This window comes from Bradyrhizobium sp. DOA9 (genome assembly GCF_000617845.2).
GTDB lineage: Bacteria > Pseudomonadota > Alphaproteobacteria > Rhizobiales > Xanthobacteraceae > Bradyrhizobium.
In genome coordinates this window covers 1,494,652-1,515,943 of the sequence record NZ_DF820425.1, presented here as the reverse complement: position 1 = coordinate 1,515,943, position 21,292 = coordinate 1,494,652, and the positions used below count along the sequence as shown (strand labels likewise).

Genomic DNA, 21,292 nt, shown 5'->3' with positions numbered 1-21,292 from the left:
CAATCGGCGGGGAGCCGGCTGGCGCGAGGCGCGTCAGACCCGAGAGAGAGAGGGCACCTCGCCGGGCAGGATGGCCTGCAGTCCGCCGAAGCGGCGCTCGCGGTTGTGGAAGGCGGCGAGCGCCTCGGCAAGATCGCCCGCATCGAATTCGGGCCACATCCGATCGGTGAAGTGCAGCTCGGCATAGGCGCCTTCCCAGAGCAGGAAGTCCGACAGCCGCTTCTCGCCCGAGGTGCGGATGATGAGGTCGACGTCGCGAAGGCCAGCCTCGCCGGTCACGAGCTGCGAGAACGCTTCGCGGGTGAGGCTCGTCAACGCAGCCGCCTTGGCCGCAGCATTGAGGATGGCCTCGCGCGCGGAATAATCGACGGCGATGCGCACATGCAGCGCGCGGCCGTCGGCGGTGGCTGCCTCGGCGCGCGCGATCGCGGCGGCGATGCCCTCGGGCAGGCGATCGCGGCGGCCGATGACGGAGAGGCGCACGCCATTCTTGACGAGGCTCTGCACCTCGTTGGCGAGATACAAGCGCAGCAAGGTCATCAGCGCCGCGACCTCGGCCTTCGGCCGCCGCCAATTGTCGGTGGAGAAAGCGTAAAGCGTCAGCGTGCCGATGCCCTGCTTGGGCGCGGCCTCGACGATGCGGCGGATGGTCTCGACGCCGGCCTCGTGGCCGCGCACGCGCGACAGGCCGCGGCGCGTCGCCCATCGGCCGTTGCCGTCCATGATGATGCCGACATGAAGCTTCTCGTCACGGGACGTGATGTCACTTTGCATTGCAAAGTCTCCGGTCAAAAGGGGGAGATCAGGTCGAGGCGATGCCGAGGCGGCCGAGCGGCGGCGCCTCGCGGCCGGCGGCCTTCGCCGCGTCGCGCACCAGGCGTTCGAGCACGGCGAGATAGTCGAGGAAGCGGCGGCGGCCGGCCTTGGTGAGGCGGCAGGTGGTGTGCGGGCGATTGCCTTCGTAGCCCTTGGTCACCTCGACGAGCCCGGCCTCCTGGAGCACGGCAAGGTGCCGGCTGAGATTGCCGTCGGTGAGGCCGCAGAGCTGCTTGAGATCGCCGAAGGCCAACCCCTTGGGATGCGCCATCAGCGAGGTCAACAGGCCGAGCCTCGCCTTCTCGTGGATCACGCGGTCGAGCCCTTCATAGGAGAAGGGCGCGCTGTCAGTCTTCGACATCGTTGTCTCCGGACGCGAAATGCAGAATGGCCGCCATCACCGATTGCCCGATCACGAAGGGCAGCCCCATGGTCCATGGCGACAGCGTGTGGGTTCGGCTCGCGAGCACCACGACCGCAAACCCCGACACGAAATACCAGGCGCCCGCGAGCGCGACGGTGCGCGGCAGCGAGCGGACCGAGGCGAAGATGCCGAGCGACACCAGTATCTGCCACAGGCCCGGCAGCAGCCACAGCGTCTCGCTCGCGAACTTCCACATCACCACGGCGAGCAGAATGCCGGCAACTCCGGCCGGCAGGAACTGCTCGACCGCCTGGTGAATCATCGCGTCGGCAAGACCGGAATGATGCCGTCGCGACCGCGCCCGCATCTCGATTCCGATGATCAGCCCCGAAAGCGCGGCGGCGATGAACCAGCCGATGAAGAAACCGAGCGGCTCGCCGGTGGGATCATCCAGCAGCCAGAATTGCAGAGCGGCGGTGACGAGCGCAACAGCGCCGGTCGCAGCCATGGCTGCCGGGCCGTAGCCGCGGAAGGCGGTGCCCGCCGCGATCTGGCTGCGGATCGCCACGATGTCGGCCAGCGCCTTGTCTAGATCGCGCATCGGCAATGCCAAAACCTCGTTCCACCCGGGCATTCACGGGACAGCCGGTCCCGTTACTTTGTGTTGCAAAGTATACGGCACTACAAAGTAAATGCAAGGCCGAATCGCTGCGGGGCCGCCGCACGATCGGGGCAGACAACTGACGGTTGCGCCTCGCCTGCCGTCGCGGATAAGATGGATGCGAGTGCGTTTGCCGGGGGTTGGTATGTGGTTGAGGTCGCTGGTCGTTGCGTTCGTGTTGCAGGTGAGTGTGGTCGGGGCGAACGCGGCGGGGCCTTTCGGCACCGTCAATGTCGGCAATTGGATCGGCGGCGCCTTCAGCAATGACGAGACGGGCGCCTTCTCCCATTGCGCGGCGACGGCCCCTTACGCAAGCGGCGTCATTCTCGTCGTCGGTTACAATTCCGTCGGCACCTGGACGCTGGCCTTCGCCAGTCCGAGCTACCGCTTCAACAAGGGCGAGAGCGCCGCGATCGACGTAACCTTCGACGGCCGGGAGCAAGCCAGGCTGTACGCCACGGCGTATCAGTCCAACATGCTCACGGCCGTCATGCCGCTCAATGTCGTGCGTACGTTCCAGAAGGCGAGCCTCATGGTGGCGACAGCCGGCCGCGCCGTCCTGAATTTCGATCTGACCTCGACCGGGCCGGTGATCGCGGCATTGACCAATTGCGTGAGCAAGGTCAAAGCCGACGGGCTCGACAAGGCGGGCGATTTCACCAAGGGTGCGGCCAAGCCGGCGGCGACTGCGGAGAAGCAGGCGGCACCGCCCTCCGGCGGCAAGCCTGCCCGAGCCAGGAGCGGCACCGGCTTCGTCGTCAGCACGGGCGGGCACATCGTCACCAACCACCATGTGATCGACGGCTGCGTCGGCGACATCAAGGGCAACCTCACCGGCGAGGCCGCCATGGTGCTGCGCATCGTCTCGAGCGACGCCAACAACGATCTCGCTTTGTTGCAGGCGCCGTCGACGACGACCTTCAAGGACTTTGCCCGGATCCGCGACCGCTCGATTCGCTCCGGCGATTCCGTCGTCGCGATCGGCTTTCCCTATCACGGCATCCTGACCTCGGACTTCAGCGTGACCACCGGCATCGTGAGCTCGCTCAGCGGCATGCGCAACGACTCGCGCTTCCTGCAGATCAGCGCCCCCGTGCAGCCCGGCAACAGCGGCGGACCGCTGTTCGACGGCACCGGTCAGGTCGTAGGCGTGGTCACCGGAAAGATCCCGGCCCTGCGTATCGCCGTGGCGACCGGCAACATCCCTGAGAACATCAACTTCGCCATCAAGACCGGCATGCTGCGCGATTTCCTCGACAATTCGATCGTGCCCTATCAGACCGCCGAGCCGAAGAGCGAGCTGAAGACCACCGACATCGCCGTCAACGCCCGGCCGTATACGATGCTGATCTCGTGCAACGCGACGGAGCAGGCGGACGCGAAGCGGTAGGAAGGCGACGCGACCAGCTCCCCTCACCCGTGGCAGCACGCCGCCTTCGCCGGCTGCGGCTCGTACTGGTCGCGCAGGCGCACCCAGTCCATCGGATAGGGCAGGCCTTCCTCGTGACGGCCGAGCGGGGTGAGATCGAGATATTGATAAGCGGCGTTCATCATGTCGAGGCCGCGGGCGAAGCAGGAATAGGTGTGGAAGATCGCGCCGGCCTCGTCGCGGTAGAACACGCTGATGCCGGGCAGCTCGGCGCCGTAGAGCGGCGTGGTCCCGAAATTGTACATCGGCTTGCCGGTCGCGACCTCTTCCTGTGAGAACGTCACGCCGTAATCGCGGTTGAAGTCGTTGCGGCCTGACGAAACCCAGTCGAAGGTCCAGCCCATCCGCTTCTTGAACGCCTCGAGCTTTGCGCTTGGCGCCAGCGAGACCGCAACCATGGCGGTGTCGCGCGCGGCCAAATGCGGCACCATGCGCTCGAACCCGTCGGCCCAGAACGAGCAGCTCTTGCAGGCCGCGTCCCAATCGGGTGCGAACATCACGTGCTGCACGATGAGCTGCGGCCGGCCCTCGAACAGGTCGCCCAGCGACACAATGCCGTTCGGCCCTTCGAATTCGTACGCCTTGGAGACCTTGACCCAGGGCAGCCGGCGGCGCTCCTCGGCAAGCCGTTCGCGGGCCTGCGTCAGCTCCTTCTCATGGGCCAGAAGGGCCTTGCGCGCGGCGATCCATTGCTCGCGCGAAACGATCTGATGTTGCTGCATGGCGTTCTCCTTGGCGATCAGGCGACGAAAGCATCGAGCTTGTCGAAGAACGAGCTCCAGCCGCGCTGGTGGTTGTCGCGTGCGGTCTCGTCGAAGAACTGGGCGTGATGGAAGATCATCAAGGTGCCGGCGGCGTCCGGCTTCAGCGAGATCGTCACCAGCGACTCGCGCTCCGGCGTCGAGTGCCAGGCCCAGGTGAAGACCAGAAGCTCGTTCGGCACCACCTCGCGATAGCGGCCGCCGGCCTCGAAATATTCACCGTCGTCGCCGGTGAAGCTGATGCGAAACCGGCCGCCGACGCGAACGTCGAGCTCGGCTTGAAGCGTCGCCGGCTTCGTGTTCGGCGGCCCGAACCATTGCGCTAGCTGCGCGGCTTGCGTCCAGGCGGCGTAGACTTTTTGCGGCGGCGCGCGGAGCCGGCGCGTGAGCGTGAGGCTTGGTCGTTCTGCCGGGCGTTCGGCGGCGTTGGCGGCGGCGTTGGCCATGTCTCTTCCTCCACGAAGGCGGCGAGGCGATCGAGATTGTGGGACCAGAATTGCGCATAGCGATTGAGCCAGTGCATCGCCTGCTCCATCGGTTGCGCGGTCAGCCGGCAGGCGACCGTGCGCCCGGTCTTCTCGCGCACGATCAGCCCGGCATCGGTGAGCACGTCGAGATGCTTCATGATCGCCGGCAGCGACACCGGAAACGGGGCCGCCAGTTCGCTCACCGACAGGCCGTCCTGCTCGCCGAGGCGCGCCAGCAAGGCGCGCCGCGTCGGGTCGGACAGCGCCGCAAAAGTCCGGTCCAGCGTCTCGTCCCCATACTTAACCATGTGGTTTAGTATAGACGCGAGCGCGACAACGTCAAGCCGGAACCCGCAGCCAAGAAAAAAGCCCTGCCGAACGGCAGGGCTCTCTTTACGGTCATTGCGAGATCCCTACTCGACCTTCAGGCCGGCGAACTCGACGACCTTCCTCCACTTCTCGGTCTCGGCCTTGATCTCCTCGCCGAACGCCTCGGGCGTCTGCACCCGCGGCTCGCCGCCGAGCTCGACCAGGCGCTTGGCCATGTCGGGCTCCTTGATCACCGCGTTGACCTCGGCGTTGAGCTTGGCGATGATTTCCTTCGGCGTGTTCTTCGGCGCTCCCATGCCGAACAGCGCGCTCGCCTCATAACCCTTGACGGTGTCGGCGATCGGCTGCACGTCGGGCAGCTGCGGCGAGCGTTCGGTTGTGGTGACGCCGATGGCGCGCAGGCTGCCGGAGCGGATGTGCTGGATGATCGAGGGCATGTTGTCGAAGATCACTTGCACTTGGCCGGCGAGCATGTCGGTGATCGCGGGCGCCGCGCCGCGATAGGGCACGTGCTGCATCTTGCAGCCGGTCATGGCCATGAACATCTCGCCGGACAGATGCACCGAGGTGCCGTTGCCGGACGAGGCCATGTTCACCTTGCCGGGATTGGCCTTCACGTACTCGATGAACTCGGCGACGGTCTTGGCCGGCACGTCCTTGTTGACGGTCATCACGTTCGGCACGCGCTGGAACGAGGCGATCGGCGCCATGTCGTTCACGAAGTTGAACTTGAGATTCTTGTAGAGCGAGGCGTTGATGTAGTTGGCCGGGTTGACCAGCTGCAGCGTGTAGCCGTCGGGCTCGGCATTGATGACCGATTCGGTCGCGATGTTGTTCCCGGCGCCCGGCTTGTTCTCGACCACGAATTGCTGGCCGAGCTTTTCGGACAGCCGCTGGCCGATCAGCCGCGCCAGAATGTCGGTGGCGCCGCCCGGCGGATAGCCCACCACCCATTTCACCGGCCGGGCCGGATAATCGGCGGCAAGGGCCTTCGACAGTGGGGTGGCAGCAAGCGGACTGGCGGCGAGCAGGCCCAGCGCGGTACGGCGAGTGATCATCTCAAGGGTTCTCCCAGTGTTGTTCTTGAAAGTCGGATGGCTTGAAGGCCGCGGCGCCGCGGTTGTAACAAAGCTTACGGAATGCGGAAAGTGCGCGGGGCGCATCACGACGAAAGGATGAGACATGCCGGTCAAGGTTCACGCCCTGGATCATCTGGTGATCAATGTCAGCGACGTCGCGGAAAGTGCTGCGTGGTACCGCAAGATTCTCGGCATGGAAGTCAAGGTGTTCGATCCCGGCGGCGGCAAAGCGCCGCGGACTTTCCTTGAATTCGGTAACCAGAGGATCAACGTCCGACAACGCGATGCCGACAGGGGGGAATGGTTCACCGCGGACCAACCGACGGCGGGCAGCGAGGACCTGTGCTTTCTCACCTCGGCCACGCCGGACGAGGTGGTGGCGCATTTGCGGGCACATGGCGTCGCAATCGAGGAAGGCCCTGGCCCAAGGCAAGGCGCTCGCGGCACGCTGCGCTCGGTCTATTGCCGGGATCCCGATGGCAGTTTGATCGAGATCTCGTCGTACTAGGATTGAGGCGCGCGCCGTACCTCAGGCTCCGTCATTGCGAGCGCAGCGAAGCAATCCAGAATCCTTCCGGGGAGGCAGTCTGGATTGCTTCGTCGCAAGTGCTCCTCGCAATGACGAGGAGAGAGCGCCGCCCCACGCGCATTCCCCGATTGCTCTCCGCGTCGTCCGGTGGCAGGAAGACGCAATCATCAGAAGACAGCCGCCGGCAAGATGCGGCTGCACCGGGAGGAGCCATGCCAGTTCAACAGACCACAGCTGGAATCGTCGGCCCGTTCGACGGGCTCGACGTGCCCTGGCTCTTGAGGATGCGCGCCGAGGTCCGGCGTGACCATCCGTTCCTGATCTGGGCGCCGTTCGACGCGCCGGCGCGGCGCTGGAGCTACGGCGAGTTTCACGACCGGGTCGGCGCGCTCGCGGCCGGGCTCGCCAGGCGCGGCATCAAGCCGGGCGAATATGTGCTCATTCATCTCGACAATTGCATCGAGGCGATGCTGGCCTGGTTCGCCTGCGTCGAGCTCGGGGCCGTCGCGGTCACCACCAACACGCGCTCGGCGCCGGCCGAGATCGCGTATTTCGCCGATCATTGCGCCGCGGTCGCCGCGATCACGCAGCCGGCCTATGCGGAGGCCGTCGCGCAGAGCTGCCGCAATATCCGCTGGCTGGCGGTGACCTCGCACGATGCGGGCGCGGCGCCCCCGCAAGCGGTCTCGCGCGGCGACAGCTTCGAATCGCTGTTCGCCGATAGTGCCGATCGTCCCCGGCGCGCGACCGATCCGCTGGCGCCATGCAGCGTGCAATACACCTCGGGCACGACGTCGCGGCCCAAGGCGGTGCTGTGGACCCATGCCAACGCGCTGTGGGGCGCCAAGATCAACGCCGCGCACGAGGACCTTCACGCCGGCGACGTGCACCAGGCATACCTGCCGCTGTTCCACACCAATGCGCTGGCCTATTCCATGCTGGCCACGCTGTGGGTCGGGGCGACTTGCGTGATCCAGCCACGCTTTTCGGCAAGCCGTTTCTGGAGCGTCGCGCGCGAGCATGGCGCGACCTGGACCTCGACCATTCCCTTCTGCATGAAGGCGCTGCTCGAGCAGGAGATCCCGAAGGACCACAAGTTCCGCCTGTGGGGCACCGCCATCAACGAGCCGCCGGCGTTTGCCGCCTTCGGCGTCAAGATGATCGGCTGGTGGGGCATGACCGAGACCATCACCCACGGTATCGTCGGCGAGGTCGACCAGCCCAACATCCCGATGTCGATCGGCCGCGCCGCACCCGAATATCAGATCCGCATCACCGACGACGACGGTTGGCCGACGGAGGTCGGCGACACCGGCAATCTCGCGATCAAGGGCATCCCGGGCCTGTCGCTGTTCGCCGAGTACCTGCACAACGAGAAGGCGACGCGCGAGAGCTTCGACGAGCACGGCTTCTTCCTCACCGGTGACCGCGTCGAGCGGCTGCAGAACGGCTTCATCAAGTTCGGCGACCGGGCCAAGGACATGCTGAAGGTCGGCGGCGAGAACGTCGCGGCCTCCGAGATCGAGCAGGTGATCGCGGTGGTGCCGGGCGTGCGCGAAGCCGCGGTGGTGGCGAAGACGCATCCGATGCTGGACGAGGTGCCTGTGGTCTTCATCATCCCGCAGGGCGGCGTCGCGGGCGCTGCGCCCGACCTGCAGGATCGCGTGATGGAAGCCTGCCGCAAGAGCCTCGCCGACTTCAAGCTGCCGCGCGAGATCAGGCTCGTCGACGACATGCCGCGCTCGACGCTGGAAAAGGTGGCGAAGGCGGAGCTGCGGAAGATGGTGGGGTGAGGTGCGGTGCCGCCAAGCGAAAACTGCCGTAGGGTGGGCAAAGGCGCGTCAGCGCCGTGCCCACGTTTTTGGAAGTGGTGGGCACGCTTCGCTTTGCCCACCCTACGGCCGCGGGGAATACCGAACTAGAACGACCCCAGCGCGACCGGGCGGAACGCCTGCAGCAGCTGCTGGTCGAGCTTGCCGCCCATGCCTTCCATCATCGTGAAGGCGCGGGAATGGGTGAAGGGCATGCGGTAGGCACGCTTCTCCACCAGCGCGGCGTAGATGTCGACGATCGTCGTCAGGCGCACGATGTCGCTGATCTGATTCGACGACAGGCCGTTCGGATAGCCGGAGCCATCGAGGAATTCGTGGTGATGCAGCACCACGTCCAGCATCTCCGGCGGGAAGCCGCCCTGAGCGGCGAGCGCGTCATAGCCGCGGCGCGGATGCTGGCGGACCTCGGTCATCTCCTCGTCGGTAAGCTTGCCGGGCTTGTCGAGCAGCCAGGCCGGAACGAAGGCCTTGCCAACGTCGTGCAGCAGCGCGGCGCGGGTCAGGCGGCGCTGGTCGTCCTCGCGCATGCCGAGATGCTGGGCGAAGGCGACGGCAAAGCCGGTGACGAACAGGCAATGGCGATAGCTGCCGACATGATGACAGCCGACCGTGGTGAGCCATTCGCGCAGCGAGGAATGCTTGATCGCCTTCAGGATCTTGCTCTCGGCGGCGACGACGTCGTCGAAGGTCAGGGCCACGCCGAGCGGCAGCTTCTCGAACATCTTGATCAGCACCGCATGCGCCGCCTCGACGCCGCGGTTGAGCGTCTTGCCGCGATCGGTCGCGTCATAGGCGGCGGTGTCCGGGAAGGCAGCGCGGATGCGCTGCAGGATGGCGTCGGCCTGGAGCGGCCGTGAGATGGTGTCGGTGGCCCCGAGGGCCCAGGCCTGCATGGTGCCGTGATGCAGGGCGTCCGCGAGCACGAACAGCCGCGGCATCGAACGATAGGCATCGCCGCGCAGCTTGTTGCGAACCCGCTGCACGCTATCGGGCGAGCGCAGGTTGATGTCGACCACGAGTCCGGAGAGATCGCGCGACGGCTGGACGGGGATCTCGTCCGTCTTCACCGTGGAGACGTCGCCGACCGCCTTCAAGATACTGGCGAGCTCGCTGCTCCCGTCGCTCCGATCGGAGGCGAGTAGAAGCCGGCGTTTGGCGGCGGGTTTGGCTGAGGCGTTCATGGCTTCCCCAAAAGTACCGAGAACTCGGGCGTATTGGCGCGTGAGCCTAAGCCGGATCAGGTTCTCTGGCCCTTAAAAGGCGTGCTCAATGGAGCCTTGGGAAATTGGGTGCAATTTTAGGGATCGGGGTTCCGGGGGGAACTTCACCAACCTACGAAAACAACCCCATGCACAGTAGGACGGCCATTGATGGATAAGGGGAATTTTCTCTTCATCATGGCCGGGCTCGTCCCGGCCATCCACGGCCTTGGCCTGGACGTGCGAAGAACGTCGATGCCCGGGACAAGCCCGGGCATGACGGCGAGGCGTTCATCTCACCCCAAAAACAAATCCGCCGGAGGTTGCCCTCCGGCGGATCATCTCATTTCGCACCGCGGCTCAGCCTTACGCCTTCATGCTCGCCTTCACGGCTTCCGCCGTGATCGGCAGGGCGCGAACGCGGGCGCCGCTGGCATTGAAGATGGCGTTGCCGATGGCCGGCGCGACCACGGTGACCGCGGGCTCGCCGACGCCGGTGGCCTTCTCGCCATTGGCGATCACGGCGATGGCGACCTCCGGCGTCTGGCTCATGCGCAAGGGCGTGTAGCCATCGAAATTGGTCTGCTCGATGCCACCGTCCTTCAGCGTCGCCTTCTCGTACATCGCCAGCGACAGGCCCCACAGCGCCGCACCCTCGACCTGGGCGCGGATGTTGTCGGGATGCACCTGCGTGCCGACGTCGGTTGCGACCGTGAGCTTCTTCACGGTCACCGCGCCCGACGGCGCCACGGCGACGTGAGCCACGCATGCCGTCCAGCTCGCCGACGCGCGCTCCTGCGAGGAGACACAGGCGACGCCCATGCCCTCGCCTTTCGGCAATTGCCGGGTGCCGTAGCCGGACAGGCCCATCGCGGCGAGCAGCGTGTTGCGCAAGCGCTGCGCGCCGCCGTCGTTCTTGCCGGCGCCGTCGAGCAAGGAGATGCGGAACTGCGCGGGATCCTTGCCCGTCGCCGCCGCGATCTCGTCGATCATGCTTTCGACCGCCCAGAAGGTCCAGCCCGGCGCCACCGAACGAAGCTGGCCGGAGGGCGTGGCGTTGTGCGCGAGCTCGTTCTTGATCGCGCGCACATAATGGTTGGGCACGGTGTAGAAGAAGTCCGCGCCATTGACCGTGAAGCTGTCGAGCGGGCCCTTCTTGTCGACCGAGGGCGTCAGGAAATCGGGGATTCCCCAGCGTGCGGTCGGCCAGGCCGAGACCACGTCGTGGCTGATCGCAACGAGCTTGCCATCGCCGTCCACACCGGCCTTGACCTTCTGGTAGGTGAGCGGACGCGAGAAATCCATCGTCATGTCGTTCTCGCGCGAATAGATCACCTTCACCGGCTTGCCGACGGCTTTCGCCGCCTGCACCGCCGGCACCATCATGTCGGCATCGAGCCTGCGGCCGAAACCGCCGCCGAGCCACATCTGGTGCATCACCACGAATTTCGGATCGATCCCGGCGGCGCCCGCCGCAATCGCGCCTGAGCGCGTCGCGAACTGGTTGCCGGAATAGACGTGCAGGATGTCGCCCTTGAACTCCGCAGTGGCGTTCATCGGCTCCAGCGGCGCGTGGATGTTGATGCTGGTGGTGTATTCCGCCTCCAGCACCTTGGCCGCCGAGCCGAAGGCGGCATTGGGATCGCCGTCCTTGACGAAGAACTGGCCGGAGTCATCGAGCTTCTGCAGCCGTTTCGCTTCATCGAGCAGGGTCTCGCTCGAGACTTTTGCGTTCGGACCGGCGTCATAGGCGATCTTGAGCGCCTGTGCCGCCTTCTTGGCGTTGGCATAGGTGCTGGCGACGGCGACGACCCAGCCCGACGTCGTTGCGGTCTTGTCGTCGAGCGTGACGGCCTTGATGAAGCCCGGCACTTTCTTTGCCGCGCTGTCGTCGACCGATTTCACCGTGGCGCCGAAGCGCACCGGCGGCGTGACCACCGCGCCATAGACCATGCCCGGCAGCATCACGTCGATGCCGTACTTGGCCGTGCCGTTGGTCTTGGAGGGGATGTCGAGCTGCGGCACCGAGACGCCGATCATGGTGTATTGATCGGGCGTTTTCAGCTTGATCGCCTTGAGCTCGTCCGGCGTGAAGGTTTTCGTCGCCTTGCCGCTTTTCACGACATCGGCGAACGACATCTGCTTCTTCGATTTCGGATGCACGATCATGGAATCGCGCACCACCAGCTCCGACGCCGGCACGCCCATGGCGGCGGCGGCACCTTCGGTCAATGCGATCCGCCCGGCCGCACCGGCCCGGCTCATCGCCTCGAAGTTCATCATGGTCGACCAGCTGCCGCCGGTGATCTGCGCGCCCAGCACGGGATCGTTGAACTTGGGATCGTTGGAGGCGAGCTGCACGCGCATGTCGCTCCATTTCGCGCCCAGTTCCTCGCAGACGATTTGAGCCAGGGTGGAGGCGATGTGCTGGCCCATGTCGGCCTTGCCGCAGGTCACGGTGACGAGACCGTCCGGCGATATCGAATACCATACGCTCGGCGCGAAATTGGCCGGGGCCGCGGCTGACGCAGCATCGATGCCGGGCACGCCCGCATAGCCGAGCACGAGGCCGGTCGCGGCGGTGCCGACGAGGAAGGAGCGGCGACTGAGATCGGTCGTCTCAGCTGTCACGCTTTTCACGTGCTCGTTCATGTGGGCCTCCGCTCGCTCGAGGTGGCGGATGCCGTGCGCATCTCGGATGCGGCGCGCATGATCGCCTTCTGGATCCGCGAATAGGTCATGCAGCGGCAGAGATTGCCGTCCATATGCGCGACCACCTCTTCCTTGGTCGGATTGGGATTCTTCGCGAGCAGCGAAGCCGCCTGCATGATCTGGCCGGACTGGCAATAGCCGCATTGCGGCACCTGCTCGGCGATCCAGGCCTTCTGCAAGGGATGATCGCCCTTGGCGGAGAGACCTTCGATGGTGGTGATCTTCTTGCCGGCGACGTCACTGAGCATGGTCTGGCACGAGCGCACGGCTTCGCCGTTCACGTGCACGGTGCAGGCACCGCACAGCCCGGCACCGCAGCCGAACTTGGTGCCCGTCATCTGCAATTGCTCGCGGATCGCCCAAAGGAGCGGCGTGTCGTTCGCCGCATCCACGGACAGACTCCGCCCGTTGATGGTGAGTGTTGGCATAGGCGTCTTCCCCTGCCGGTGCATGAAGCCGCTTACGGCGGCAACTTGAATGGCGGACGCCCACCGGGCCGGCGTCAGCCTTGCCGGCGAGAATGATCGGGTTCATGGCCAGAGGCAAATGCAATTTGGAACGAGTCGAAAGAACGATCGCCACACCCGCTCGTTGTGCGCCGCGCCAAAGGCGGCGACGCAGCCACTGAACGCGACAGCGACGTGCGTCAGGCATGCGTGCCATCGCATTCAGGCAGTTTCTTCGAGGTAACTCGGCGAAGTAGAATGAACCCAACGGCGAACCTTACCCTCCCCTGGAGGGGGAGGGTCGATCGCGCGTAGCGCGAGCGGGGTGGGGTGATCTCTCCCCTCGGGCAGTGTCGGATGAGGAGAGACCGTCACCCCACCCCGTCACGTGATCTCGCTTCGCTCGATCACGTGCCGACCCTCCCCCTCCAGGGGAGGGTGAAGCACCGCGGTAGCGGCAAGAGAAAAGAAAGGTGGGAAACAATGCCGAAGATCGATCGGGACGGCGTCGGGATCTACTACGAGGTTCATGGCAACGGGCCGCCGCTGCTGCTCACGCACGGATATTCCTCGACATCGGCGATGTGGCATGGACAGATCGACGCGCTGGCAAGAGACCACACGCTGATCCTGTGGGACATGCGCGGACACGGCCAGTCCGATTATCCCGATGATCCCGGCGCGTACAGCGAAGCGCTCACGGTCGGCGACATGACGGCGATCCTCGATGCGGTCGGCGCAAAGCGCGCCATCATCGGCGGGCTCTCGCTCGGCGGCTACATGTCGCTCGCATTCTATCGCGCACATCCGAACCGAGCCCGCGCGCTGCTGATCATCGACACCGGCCCCGGCTTCAGGAAGGACGATGCGCGCGAGGCCTGGAACGCGCGGGCGCTTGCCACCGCCGACCGGCTCGACCGCGAAGGCCTCGATATGCTGAAATCGGCGACGCGCGAGCGCGCCACCGCCAGCCATCGCAACGCCAGGGGGCTGGCGCTCGCCGCGCGCGGCATGCTGACCCAGCGCGATGCGCGCGTGATGGAGCTGTTGCCCGACATCAGCGTGCCCAGCCTGATCGTGGTCGGCGCCGACGACACCCCGTTCCTCGCGGCGTCCGACTACATGGCCGCCAAAATCCCCGGCGCACAAAAGGTCGTGATCCCCGCGGCCGGACACGCCGTCAACATCGATCAGCCCCAGGCTTTTGTTGACGCGATCGTGCCTTTCCTGAAGAACTTGCCGGCATAGGCCGACCAAGTGGAGACATGGCGATGAAGCTGATGATGCTGGCTGCAGGCACGATGCTGCTGTCGCTGTCTGCGCAGGCCGAGCCGATCGGCGCCGTGCCGCCGCGCCAGCCCTTCGTCAACACCCTCTCCAACAACGTTCCCCTCGCCTTCGGCATGGATGCCGATCAGACCGCACGCGCGCTCGGGCAGAAGCTGCAATATGTGCGGGGACGCCCCGGCCACGAGATCTATCTCGCGCTTCGCAACATCGGCGGCAGCGGCCTGATCCCCTATCGCCACCGCTTGTTCCTGCAATTCCGTCATGGACGGCTGGCAGGATGGAAGGAGGATTACGGCGAGAACTGGATGTGGGAGTAGTGTTGAGCGCCGATATTTCCGGATCGTCATGGCCGGGCTTGTCCTGGCCATCCACGTTCTCTCGCGCTGAGACAAGACGTGGATGCCCGGGACAAGCCCGGGCATGACGAGCGCGTGAAACGAACGCGACCTCGGATCAAATACCAACCAAGAAGGACAACCCGCGTGGGACAAGACATCAAGCTGACGGCCTCGGACAATTTCCAGCTCGGCGCCTATCGCGCCGATCCCGCCGGCACGCCGAAGGGCGCGGTGGTGGTGATCCAGGAGATTTTTGGAGTCAATCACCACATCCGCTCGGTCTGCGACCGCCTTGCCGGGGAAGGTTATGTCGCGATCGCGCCGTCGATCTTCGACCGCACCGCGCCGAACTTCCAGTCGGGCTATTCGCCCGACGAGATCGCGGAGGCGCGCAAATTCGTGGCCAATCCCGATTGGGCGGCGATGCTGCGCGACACGCAGGCCGCGATCGATGCTGTGAAGGGCATCGGGCCCGTAGGTATCATCGGCTTTTGCCTGGGGGGCAGCATCGCGTTCGTCGCGGCGACGCGATTGACCGGCCTGAAGGCCGCGATCGGCTATTACGGCGGCGCGGTGGTGCGCTTTGCCGACGAGACGCCGAAGGTGCCGACCCAGCTGCATTTCGGCGAGAAGGATGCCGGCATTCCACTCACCGACGTCGAGACCATCAAGGCCAAGCGGCCCGAGGTCGAAGTCCACATCTATCCGGGCGCCCAGCATGGCTTCCATTGCGACGAGCGCGCCAGCTACGACAAGGCCAGCGCCGACATCGCCTGGCCGCGCAGCATGGCGTTCTTCGCGACGCATTTGAAATAGGGTGCGGACGTCTGTCCGCTGTCATTCCGGGATGCGCCGACAGGCGCAGGCCCGGAATCCATCGTGCGTCAGAGGTGGTGGAGAAATGGATTCCGGGTTCGCGCTATGCGCGCCCCGGAATGACGGAGGAGAGAGTCGGGCTGGGATCTAGAACCAGCGCTCGCCGACGAACACGGTGTCGCCGGGCGCGAGCGGCGTGCCGAGCGGCACCACGGCGCGCATGGCGCCGCCGTTCTCGCTGTGCGTGACGGTGACGACGTCGCGCTTGGCGCGCGGCGAGAAGCCGCCGGCGATGGCGACCGCGCTCTCGACCGTCATGTTCGGCACGTAAGGATATTGGCCGGGCGCCAGGACCTCGCCGAGGATGAAGAACGGACGATAGGTCTCGATCTCGACTGCCACCGAAGGCTCGCGGATGTAGCCGTTGCGCAGGCGCGCGGCGATCTCGCCGGCCAGCCCAGCCGTGGTGCGGCCGCGGGCCGGCACCGCGCCGATCAGCGGCATGGTGATGGAGCCGCCGGCGTCGATCGCATAGCTGTTGGTGAGACCTTCCTGGCCATAGACCACGACGCGAAGCTTGTCGCCGGCGTCGAGATGGTAGGAGGCGCCATTGCGCACCGGCACCGCCATCGGCGCGGCGTAGCCGACCGGCATCGGTGCGGGCGAAGCGGCAAAGGAATTGCTGAGCGCCGCGATGGCGCCGCCGCCGTTGCTGGCGACGACGACCGGCTGCGGCGCGTTATAAGGCTGGCCGTAGGCCATGGCGTCGAGATCGGAACGAGGCTGCACCATCGCAACGGGGGTTGCGGTCTGCATGCAACCGCCCAAAGCGAGCGCGGCGGACGCTGCCAAGGACGCCAAGTTCGACCATCGAAACGCGCGTGCAACCGGCACCGGACCCATCCCTCGAAACGAGACAGCTGCAGTGATGCACCGGTTATGGTTAATAAAGCGTTGAGTGGCGATGACGGTGCCACCCTCCCCTGGAGGGGCCTGGAGGGGGAGGGTAAGCGACACCTCGTTCGCGGCGAGCTTACCCTCTCACGCCGATACCGATTGCACTTTTCCCGATCGTGCTTTGGTCGCGGAAGAGTTGAAAGCTCAATCCCGAGAATAGCCGATCAGCGGTTTCCGCGGCCGGAACAGGATCATCAGCAGGATGCCCAGAATGCCGAGGACGGCGAAGACCGGCTGCTCCAGCACCAGGCGGATCACCGAGGTCCAGAGCCAGGGCGCCTTGGCTTCGACCCAGGTGCGGAAGGCCGATTGGCTGGCCTGATTGATGTCGTTCCAGAACTGGCCGAAGCGGGTGAATTTGAGGGTCTGGTCGGCCACCCAGCGGGCGCCGTCATAGACCATGAAGATGAACCCACCGGCGAGCAGCAACAGCCCAATCAGTCGGAAAAAGCCGCGGATCATGCCTCACCTGCGATGGCCGCCCGACCGGGCGACCTTTTCGGAACGATGCCAGCCAATACCCGGGCGCCGGCAGAAATTCAACCTCTTCAGGGCGTTAGGGCACTCATCCGGGCCGCCACGGGCGACTTTCCGGCCCCCCGAAAGCGTTGACGGTGCGAAAGACCCTCTCTATAAGGGCGCCAACTGGCGGTGGGCGCAATCCCGCCGCCGCTGTTCTTTGAGCAGTTGCAGGCACCCTGGGCTTCAGGACTCATCCGAGCTTGAAGACACCTTGGAGCCTCAGAGACAGCCGCAAGGCGGTCGCTCATGTTCCGGGAACGGCCAGCAACCGAACACCCTAAATCCGAGCGTCGATTACGCGGTCAAGCAAGCCGGCGCTACCCGACCAAGACGCGACCGGTACCCGCAAAGGACATTGAGACCATGGCCAATACCACTTCCGCCAAGAAAGCGACGCGCAAGATCGCCCGCCGCACCGCCGTCAACAAGTCGCGCCGCACCCAGATGCGTGGCGCCGTGCGCACTGTCGAGGAAGCCATCAAGAGCGGCGATCGCGCCGCTGCCGTGAAGGCACTCGCGACTGCCGAGCCCGCCCTGATGCGCGCCGCCCAGCGCAATATCATTCACAAGAACAACGCCAGCCGCAAAGTCTCGCGCCTCACCGCGCAGATCGCCAAGCTCGCGAAGTAGTCTTGCGAAGTAATCTCAGCGACACCGTCTGATCGGTCGATCCGGTCAGCGCATCAAAAGCCCGGCCTCGCGCCGGGCTTTTTCGTTGGCTGTCATGTTGACGCAAGCAATGCCGCGGAGCTCACGCGTGGCTTGGACGATTGACATCGTCTGCGTCAGTCTTCATTCCGTAGTTCTACCTGCCCGTGTTCTGCAACAGAGGAAGCTTCACTGCGTTGCAAAAAACCCCTGCGAGGCGGGCGCGAATTGAATCGGTGGCCGACGAGAGTTCTGCACACCGTAGATTCACCGGAACGCGTGCGAGCGTGGAGTTACCCTGCAAAACGAGTCTCGAAAAGCGATGACTCGATAATCACTTATCGACATAGCAGCGACAAGCATTTGGAAAATTCGCCCGCACGTCGGGCGCATGACGAAATTATAAAAAAAATTTGGCGCTGAACGAGAATTGTCACATGACGCGTGGCCTTCTCGATTCTGTGCACGGATTCAAAAACTTGCTTCGCGGCCTGTGAACAACTCCTGTGCGACGTTAACCGAGGTCAAGTTTTTTGACGGCTCAACTGTGAATCAATTTCGTTGCGAGTCTTTCCGCATAGTGTATTCCTTAACCCAGTCAGCGGCGCCCACGATCTTCAGACCAGCGCGGTTTAGGAAACGGGGCGAGCGTGCAAATCGGCGGCGGTGTGCACGTAGGCGACGCTTCAACAAGTGATGTCGGTGCAAAACCCACAGCAATGTGGGAACGGTAGCTCTTTGTCTGAATGTTTCCAAGCGGGATATTTCCTGCTCGCGCCGAGCGCATCTACGCGCGACGGACGCATATGAGAGACATCGCAAAGCTACCCCGGCGCGCAAGGTGGCGAAGTCGAACGGACGACTAGTACATTTGGGCAGACATCCGCGACAGGAGTACGGCGCGGTTGTCTTCAGGACACGCAGGACCTTGTCGTGAGCGATCACGGCAGGATGGGGAGGTATCATGTCTTACGGACTCAACGCGGTATTGCAGCACGTTTCCTTTTCCAACGATCCCGTTTCAGCCCCGTCCGATCTCCAGCCTCCCGCGTGTGACGGAGCGCCGAGTACGCGCTGACCTCGCGACCAATCCATCTTCGACATCGCTGATCTGACCCGCGGCGTTCGCGCCGAACGGTCGATGCATGCCCGATGATGGACTCGCTCGAGGTCGCGCCACGTCAGGGACCGTGGCAGGAACCCTGCATGGCGCTCACAACGCAACTATATCTCTCAAGAGAAGTTTTCTGACGATGACAATGGAACAGGATCGCTGGTCACGCGTGAAGGGTCGGCTGCGCTCGAGCGTTGGCGAGGACGTCTACACAAGCTGGTTTGCGCGCATGGATCTCGAAGACGTTCAGGACGAGAGCGTGCGTCTCTCGGTGCCGACGCGGTTCCTGAAGAGCTGGATCCAGGCCCATTATGCCGAGCGCGTGCTGTCGTGCTGGCAGGCCGAGATGCCGGAAGTGCATCGCATCGACCTCACGGTGCGGTCCGCCGTGCGCCCCTCGGCGCAGCCGAAGGAAGCGCCCGCGCCGGTCGAGGCGCGCCGTGCGCCGACGCCGGAATTGCGCTCGACCGCGACCGCGCCGGTCTCGGCCAATCACGACGCGCTCGGCGGCTCGCCGCTCGATCCGCGCCTGACTTTCGCGAGCTTCGTCGTCGGCCGCTCCAACACGCTGGCCCATGCGGCCGCGCGCCAGGTCGCCGAAGGGCGTCGCGGCGACCCCGTGATGTTCAACCCGCTCTACATCCATGCCGGTGTCGGCCTCGGCAAGACGCATCTGTTGCAGGCGGTGACCTGGGCCGGCAATTCCGGCAACGAGCGCAAGGTGCTGTATCTCACGGCAGAAAAGTTCATGTACGGCTTCGTCGCCGCACTGAAGACGCAGACGGCGCTGGCCTTCAAGGAAGCGCTGCGCGGCATCGACGTGCTCGTCATCGACGACCTCCAGTTCCTGCAGGGCAAGTCGACGCAGGCCGAGTTCTGCCACACGCTGAACGCGCTGATCGACGCCGGCCGTCAGGTCGTGATCGCGGCCGACCGTCCGCCGTCCGATCTCGAAAGCCTCGACGATCGCGTGCGCTCGCGGCTTGCCGGCGGCCTCGTGGTCGAGATGGGATCGCTCGGCGAGGAGCTGCGCCACGGCATCCTGAAGTCGCGCGTCGCGGCGGCCCGCGCCCATCACGCCACGTTCGAGGTGCCCGAGGAGGTGCTGCATTATCTGGCGCGGACCATTACCCATAACGGGCGCGACCTCGAAGGCGCGATCAACCGGCTTCTTGCTCACTCGAAACTCAACAACCGGCCGGTGACGCTGGAGATGGCCGAGCACGAGGTGCGCGACCTGGTGCGGCCGCAGGAGCCCAAGCGGATCAAGATCGAGGACATCCAGCGCGTCGTGGCACGGCAGTATAATGTCAGCCGCTCCGACCTGCTCTCCTCGCGCCGCACCGCCAACGTGGTGCGCCCGCGCCAGGTGGCGATGTATCTCGCCAAGACGCTGACCCTGCGCTCGCTGCCCGAGATCGGCCGCCGCTTCGGCGGACGCGACCACACCACGGTGCTGCACGCCGTGCGCAAGATCGAGGCGCTGGTCTCCAAGGACACCGCGCTGTCCGAGGAAGTGGAATCGCTGAAGCGCCAGCTTCAGGAATAAAGGCCTATACCGCTTCTGCCATCCTGCCGCCGTCCCGGCCTCGCTGGGCGGCGGTTTTCGTTTGGGCGGTAAATCGTGGGAATCCTGCGGAACTAGCCCCCGATCTCTTGAATCCCGTGGCCATCCGAGCCACCTTGCGCGACCCTGGCGGCTTTGGTCATATCGGTTGGACGACCCGGCCGGCCGGGGTGTCATCGGTGTCGCGGCGGGTTTTTCCACCGCCCGGCTTCTTCAACGTGATGTCTTCTTGGGGATCGGGCGAGTAGTGCAATGAAGGTTACGGTCGAACGCGCGCAATTGCTGAAGTCGCTGGGCCATGTCCACCGCGTGGTCGAGCGCCGCAACACGATCCCGATCCTCGGCAACGTGCTGGTGCGCGCCGAGAACGCGAAATTGTCGCTGAAGGCGACCGACCTCGATCTCGAGGTCACCGAGACGCTGCCGGCGGAAACCGCGACCGCGGGCTCCACCACCGTGCCGGCGCACATGTTCTACGACATCGTGCGCAAGCTGCCGGACGGCTCGCAGATCGTGCTGGAGGCCGACGGCGACCGCGCCGTGCTCGCAATCCGCGCCGGCCGCTCGCGCTTCACGCTGCAGACGCTGCCGGAGAACGATTTCCCGGATCTGGCGGCCGGCGACATGTCGCATTCGTTCTCGCTCGCCGCCAAGGACGTCAAGCGGCTGATCGACCGCACCCAGTTCGCGATCTCGACCGAGGAGACGCGCTACTACCTCAACGGCATCTATCTGCATGCCGCCGGCACCGCGAAGGCCGCGACCCTGCGCGGTGTCGCCACCGACGGCCACCGCCTCGCCCAGCTCGACCTCGTCCAGCCCAAGGGCGCCGAGGGCATGCCCGGCGTGATCGTGCCGCGCAAGACCGTCGGCGAGGTGCAGCGCCTGATCGAGGACGCCGAGGCCGAGATGATGATCGAGCTGTCGCAGGCCAAGATCCGCTTCACCATCGGCAACGTCGTGCTGACCTCGAAGCTGATCGACGGCACCTTCCCCGATTACGGCCGGGTCATTCCGCAGAACAACGACAAGGAGCTCGTCGTCGACAAGAAGGATTTCGAGAACGCGGTCGACCGCGTCTCCACCATCTCCAGCGAGCGCGGCCGCGCGGTCAAGCTGTCGCTGTCGGCGGGCAAGCTGGTGCTGTCGGTGACCAACCCGGATTCCGGCAGCGCGACCGAAGAGCTCGAGGTCGAATACGCCTCCGACGCCCTCGATATCGGCTTCAACTCCCGCTACCTGCTCGATATCGCCGCTCAGATCGAAGGCGACGTCGCAACGCTCCGCCTCGCCGACCCCGGCTCGCCGACCCTGGTGCAGGACCGCGACGACAAGAGCGCGCTGTATGTGCTGATGCCGATGCGGGTGTGAGGCGAATTCTCTCTTCTCGTCATGGCCGGGCTTGACCCGGCCAT

The 21,292-nt window shown here is 65.1% G+C and carries 20 protein-coding genes and 1 pseudogene; 9 read left to right on the top strand and 12 right to left on the bottom strand.

Annotated elements, in window-relative coordinates:
- Window positions 1–33 precede the first annotated feature (33 nt).
- The 3 genes from BDOA9_RS07045 to BDOA9_RS07035 are packed head-to-tail and all read right to left on the bottom strand — an operon-like array spanning window position 34 to window position 1,781.
- Window positions 34–774: a di-trans,poly-cis-decaprenylcistransferase gene (locus BDOA9_RS07045; RefSeq protein WP_025033236.1), complete on the bottom strand. Its 741-nt coding sequence runs from the start codon at window positions 772–774 to the stop codon at window positions 34–36.
- A gap of 28 nt (window positions 775–802) precedes the next feature.
- Window positions 803–1,177, bottom strand: a complete 375-nt coding sequence (locus tag BDOA9_RS07040; protein WP_025033235.1) for a transcriptional regulator — start codon at window positions 1,175–1,177, stop codon at window positions 803–805.
- On the bottom strand, window positions 1,164–1,781 hold the full coding sequence (locus BDOA9_RS07035) for a hypothetical protein (RefSeq protein ID WP_025033234.1): 618 nt from the start codon (window positions 1,779–1,781) through the stop codon (window positions 1,164–1,166). The genes BDOA9_RS07040 and BDOA9_RS07035 overlap by 14 nt, the downstream gene beginning before the upstream one ends.
- 205 nt (window positions 1,782–1,986) lie before the next feature.
- Between BDOA9_RS07035 and BDOA9_RS07030 the strand changes: the two genes are divergently transcribed.
- Window positions 1,987–3,231 (top strand): S1C family serine protease, encoded by a 1,245-nt coding sequence (locus BDOA9_RS07030; RefSeq protein ID WP_025033233.1) that lies wholly within the window; start codon window positions 1,987–1,989, stop codon window positions 3,229–3,231.
- A gap of 23 nt (window positions 3,232–3,254) precedes the next feature.
- Here BDOA9_RS07030 and BDOA9_RS07025 read toward each other — a convergent pair whose 3' ends face one another.
- The 4 genes and pseudogenes from BDOA9_RS07025 to BDOA9_RS07010 form a co-directional block, all read right to left on the bottom strand.
- Window positions 3,255–3,992, bottom strand: coding sequence for a DUF899 domain-containing protein (locus BDOA9_RS07025; protein ID WP_025033232.1), 738 nt, complete (start codon window positions 3,990–3,992; stop codon window positions 3,255–3,257).
- A gap of 17 nt (window positions 3,993–4,009) precedes the next feature.
- Window positions 4,010–4,345, bottom strand: a pseudogene (locus tag BDOA9_RS07020) (SRPBCC family protein); the annotation flags it as partial.
- A gap of 8 nt (window positions 4,346–4,353) precedes the next feature.
- Entirely contained in the window at window positions 4,354–4,806 is a 453-nt protein-coding gene (locus tag BDOA9_RS07015; RefSeq protein WP_025033230.1) for an ArsR/SmtB family transcription factor, read from the bottom strand.
- A 105-nt stretch (window positions 4,807–4,911) separates the two neighbouring features.
- A complete protein-coding gene (locus BDOA9_RS07010) occupies window positions 4,912–5,886 on the bottom strand; it encodes a Bug family tripartite tricarboxylate transporter substrate binding protein (RefSeq protein WP_025033229.1) in 975 nt (324 codons plus the stop codon).
- 124 nt (window positions 5,887–6,010) lie between these two features.
- Between BDOA9_RS07010 and BDOA9_RS07005 the strand changes: the two genes are divergently transcribed.
- Both BDOA9_RS07005 and BDOA9_RS07000 read left to right on the top strand, forming a co-directional pair.
- Complete coding sequence (locus BDOA9_RS07005) at window positions 6,011–6,415, top strand: VOC family protein (protein WP_042335570.1); 405 nt, start codon at window positions 6,011–6,013, stop codon at window positions 6,413–6,415.
- 233 nt (window positions 6,416–6,648) lie between these two features.
- On the top strand, window positions 6,649–8,229 hold the full coding sequence (locus tag BDOA9_RS07000; RefSeq protein WP_025033228.1) for an AMP-binding protein: 1,581 nt from the start codon (window positions 6,649–6,651) through the stop codon (window positions 8,227–8,229).
- Between the two features lie 125 nt (window positions 8,230–8,354).
- On the opposite strand, the gene BDOA9_RS06995 is transcribed toward BDOA9_RS07000, so the two are convergent.
- The 3 genes from BDOA9_RS06995 to BDOA9_RS06985 form a co-directional block, all read right to left on the bottom strand.
- A complete protein-coding gene (locus BDOA9_RS06995; RefSeq protein ID WP_025033227.1) occupies window positions 8,355–9,449 on the bottom strand; it encodes an HD-GYP domain-containing protein in 1,095 nt (364 codons plus the stop codon).
- 384 nt (window positions 9,450–9,833) lie between these two features.
- The gene (locus BDOA9_RS06990; protein WP_025033226.1) at window positions 9,834–12,119 is read right to left on the bottom strand and encodes a xanthine dehydrogenase family protein molybdopterin-binding subunit; all 2,286 of its coding nucleotides are present in this window, start codon (window positions 12,117–12,119) and stop codon (window positions 9,834–9,836) included.
- On the bottom strand, window positions 12,116–12,607 hold the full coding sequence (locus tag BDOA9_RS06985) for a (2Fe-2S)-binding protein (protein ID WP_025033225.1): 492 nt from the start codon (window positions 12,605–12,607) through the stop codon (window positions 12,116–12,118). The genes BDOA9_RS06990 and BDOA9_RS06985 overlap by 4 nt, the downstream gene beginning before the upstream one ends.
- Window positions 12,608–13,108: 501 nt before the next feature.
- Here BDOA9_RS06985 and BDOA9_RS06980 point away from each other — a divergent pair.
- The 3 genes from BDOA9_RS06980 (at window position 13,109) to BDOA9_RS06970 (ending at window position 15,069) form a co-directional block, all read left to right on the top strand.
- Window positions 13,109–13,873, top strand: coding sequence for an alpha/beta fold hydrolase (locus BDOA9_RS06980; RefSeq protein WP_025033224.1), 765 nt, complete (start codon window positions 13,109–13,111; stop codon window positions 13,871–13,873).
- A gap of 23 nt (window positions 13,874–13,896) precedes the next feature.
- Window positions 13,897–14,232 (top strand): hypothetical protein, encoded by a 336-nt coding sequence (locus BDOA9_RS06975; RefSeq protein ID WP_025033223.1) that lies wholly within the window; start codon window positions 13,897–13,899, stop codon window positions 14,230–14,232.
- A gap of 165 nt (window positions 14,233–14,397) precedes the next feature.
- Window positions 14,398–15,069: a dienelactone hydrolase family protein gene (locus BDOA9_RS06970; protein WP_025033222.1), complete on the top strand. Its 672-nt coding sequence runs from the start codon at window positions 14,398–14,400 to the stop codon at window positions 15,067–15,069.
- 147 nt (window positions 15,070–15,216) lie between these two features.
- Here BDOA9_RS06970 and BDOA9_RS06965 read toward each other — a convergent pair whose 3' ends face one another.
- Together BDOA9_RS06965 and BDOA9_RS06960 are read right to left on the bottom strand one after the other, a co-directional pair.
- A complete protein-coding gene (locus BDOA9_RS06965) occupies window positions 15,217–15,963 on the bottom strand; it encodes a polysaccharide biosynthesis/export family protein (RefSeq protein WP_025033221.1) in 747 nt (248 codons plus the stop codon).
- A 207-nt stretch (window positions 15,964–16,170) separates the two neighbouring features.
- The gene (locus BDOA9_RS06960) at window positions 16,171–16,488 is read right to left on the bottom strand and encodes a hypothetical protein (RefSeq protein WP_025033220.1); all 318 of its coding nucleotides are present in this window, start codon (window positions 16,486–16,488) and stop codon (window positions 16,171–16,173) included.
- A 423-nt stretch (window positions 16,489–16,911) separates the two neighbouring features.
- Here BDOA9_RS06960 and rpsT point away from each other — a divergent pair, with 423 nt between their 5' ends.
- The 3 genes from rpsT (at window position 16,912) to dnaN (ending at window position 21,248) form a co-directional block, all read left to right on the top strand.
- The gene (gene rpsT / locus BDOA9_RS06955) at window positions 16,912–17,178 is read left to right on the top strand and encodes a 30S ribosomal protein S20 (protein WP_024338506.1); all 267 of its coding nucleotides are present in this window, start codon (window positions 16,912–16,914) and stop codon (window positions 17,176–17,178) included.
- A gap of 1,271 nt (window positions 17,179–18,449) precedes the next feature.
- Window positions 18,450–19,859: a chromosomal replication initiator protein DnaA gene (dnaA, locus tag BDOA9_RS06950; RefSeq protein WP_025033219.1), complete on the top strand. Its 1,410-nt coding sequence runs from the start codon at window positions 18,450–18,452 to the stop codon at window positions 19,857–19,859.
- Between the two features lie 270 nt (window positions 19,860–20,129).
- Complete coding sequence (gene dnaN, locus BDOA9_RS06945) at window positions 20,130–21,248, top strand: DNA polymerase III subunit beta (protein WP_025033218.1); 1,119 nt, start codon at window positions 20,130–20,132, stop codon at window positions 21,246–21,248.
- Window positions 21,249–21,292 lie beyond the last annotated feature (44 nt).

What these genes read in the sequence shown, in the direction of transcription:
- BDOA9_RS07045 (WP_025033236.1), bottom strand. Translation starts at nt 774, where the DNA reads ATGCAAAGTGACATCACGTCCCGTGACGAGAAGCTTCATGTCGGCATC.
- BDOA9_RS07040 (WP_025033235.1), bottom strand. Translation starts at nt 1,177, where the DNA reads ATGTCGAAGACTGACAGCGCGCCCTTCTCCTATGAAGGGCTCGACCGC.
- BDOA9_RS07035 (WP_025033234.1), bottom strand. Translation starts at nt 1,781, where the DNA reads ATGCGCGATCTAGACAAGGCGCTGGCCGACATCGTGGCGATCCGCAGC.
- BDOA9_RS07030 (WP_025033233.1), top strand. Translation starts at nt 1,987, where the DNA reads ATGTGGTTGAGGTCGCTGGTCGTTGCGTTCGTGTTGCAGGTGAGTGTG.
- BDOA9_RS07025 (WP_025033232.1), bottom strand. Translation starts at nt 3,992, where the DNA reads ATGCAGCAACATCAGATCGTTTCGCGCGAGCAATGGATCGCCGCGCGC.
- BDOA9_RS07015 (WP_025033230.1), bottom strand. Translation starts at nt 4,806, where the DNA reads ATGGTTAAGTATGGGGACGAGACGCTGGACCGGACTTTTGCGGCGCTG.
- BDOA9_RS07010 (WP_025033229.1), bottom strand. Translation starts at nt 5,886, where the DNA reads ATGATCACTCGCCGTACCGCGCTGGGCCTGCTCGCCGCCAGTCCGCTT.
- BDOA9_RS07005 (WP_042335570.1), top strand. Translation starts at nt 6,011, where the DNA reads ATGCCGGTCAAGGTTCACGCCCTGGATCATCTGGTGATCAATGTCAGC.
- BDOA9_RS07000 (WP_025033228.1), top strand. Translation starts at nt 6,649, where the DNA reads ATGCCAGTTCAACAGACCACAGCTGGAATCGTCGGCCCGTTCGACGGG.
- BDOA9_RS06995 (WP_025033227.1), bottom strand. Translation starts at nt 9,449, where the DNA reads ATGAACGCCTCAGCCAAACCCGCCGCCAAACGCCGGCTTCTACTCGCC.
- BDOA9_RS06990 (WP_025033226.1), bottom strand. Translation starts at nt 12,119, where the DNA reads ATGAACGAGCACGTGAAAAGCGTGACAGCTGAGACGACCGATCTCAGT.
- BDOA9_RS06985 (WP_025033225.1), bottom strand. Translation starts at nt 12,607, where the DNA reads ATGCCAACACTCACCATCAACGGGCGGAGTCTGTCCGTGGATGCGGCG.
- BDOA9_RS06980 (WP_025033224.1), top strand. Translation starts at nt 13,109, where the DNA reads ATGCCGAAGATCGATCGGGACGGCGTCGGGATCTACTACGAGGTTCAT.
- BDOA9_RS06975 (WP_025033223.1), top strand. Translation starts at nt 13,897, where the DNA reads ATGAAGCTGATGATGCTGGCTGCAGGCACGATGCTGCTGTCGCTGTCT.
- BDOA9_RS06960 (WP_025033220.1), bottom strand. Translation starts at nt 16,488, where the DNA reads ATGATCCGCGGCTTTTTCCGACTGATTGGGCTGTTGCTGCTCGCCGGT.
- rpsT (WP_024338506.1), top strand. Translation starts at nt 16,912, where the DNA reads ATGGCCAATACCACTTCCGCCAAGAAAGCGACGCGCAAGATCGCCCGC.
- dnaA (WP_025033219.1), top strand. Translation starts at nt 18,450, where the DNA reads ATGACAATGGAACAGGATCGCTGGTCACGCGTGAAGGGTCGGCTGCGC.
- dnaN (WP_025033218.1), top strand. Translation starts at nt 20,130, where the DNA reads ATGAAGGTTACGGTCGAACGCGCGCAATTGCTGAAGTCGCTGGGCCAT.